The sequence below is a fragment of the Pseudomonas sp. JV245A genome (assembly GCF_032424515.1).
In the GTDB taxonomy this organism is placed as follows: Bacteria; Pseudomonadota; Gammaproteobacteria; order Pseudomonadales; family Pseudomonadaceae; genus Aquipseudomonas; species Aquipseudomonas protegens.
The window spans coordinates 1-563 of record NZ_VYKE01000507.1; the positions used below are offsets into that span (position 1 = coordinate 1).

Consider the following 563-nt stretch of genomic DNA (forward strand, 5'->3'; position numbering starts at 1 on the left):
CTGGCGCGGCAGCTTGTCCTGCAGGGCCTGGGGCAGCAGCGGGCGCAGGCGGCTGCCGCCATGGATCAGGGCCTTGAACAGCTGCGGGTTGGCGCTCAGCGCCCGCAGGCCGCGGCGCAACAATTGTTGGCCGGCGGGCCGGGGCAGGGCGGCATCCACCGCGGCGCGGCCGATGTCCAGCAGGTTGTGGTAGTCGACCCCGGAAGGGCAGGTGCTTTCGCAGTTGCGGCACGACAGGCAGCGGTCCAGGTGCTGCTGCGTCTGGGCGGTGGCCGGGGCGCCTTCGAGCACCTGCTTGATCAGGTAGATGCGCCCCCGCGGGCCGTCCAGCTCATCGCCCTGCAACTGGTAGGTGGGGCAGGTGGCGTTGCAGAAGCCGCAATGCACGCAACTGCGCAGGATGCGCTCGGCTTCGGCGGCCCGGGGCAGTTGCCGGGCCTCGGGGCTGAGGGTGGTCTGCATGGTCTAGAGCTCCGCGTAGAGTCGGCCGGGGTTGAAGATCCCTTGCGGGTCCAGTTGGGCCTTGAGGCGCTGGTGGTAGTGCAGCAGGGTCGGCGCCAGGG

The 563-nt window shown here is 70.9% G+C and carries 2 protein-coding genes; both read right to left on the minus strand.

Annotated features, from left to right (window positions below):
* On the minus strand, nucleotides 1-462 hold a 462-nt coding region (locus tag F6S12_RS32735), incomplete at its 3' end, for a 4Fe-4S dicluster domain-containing protein (RefSeq protein WP_315869989.1).
* A 3-nt stretch (nucleotides 463-465) separates the two neighbouring features.
* Nucleotides 466-563, minus strand: a 98-nt coding sequence (locus tag F6S12_RS32740; RefSeq protein ID WP_315869990.1) for an FAD-linked oxidase C-terminal domain-containing protein, incomplete at its 5' end; no start/stop codon positions are given.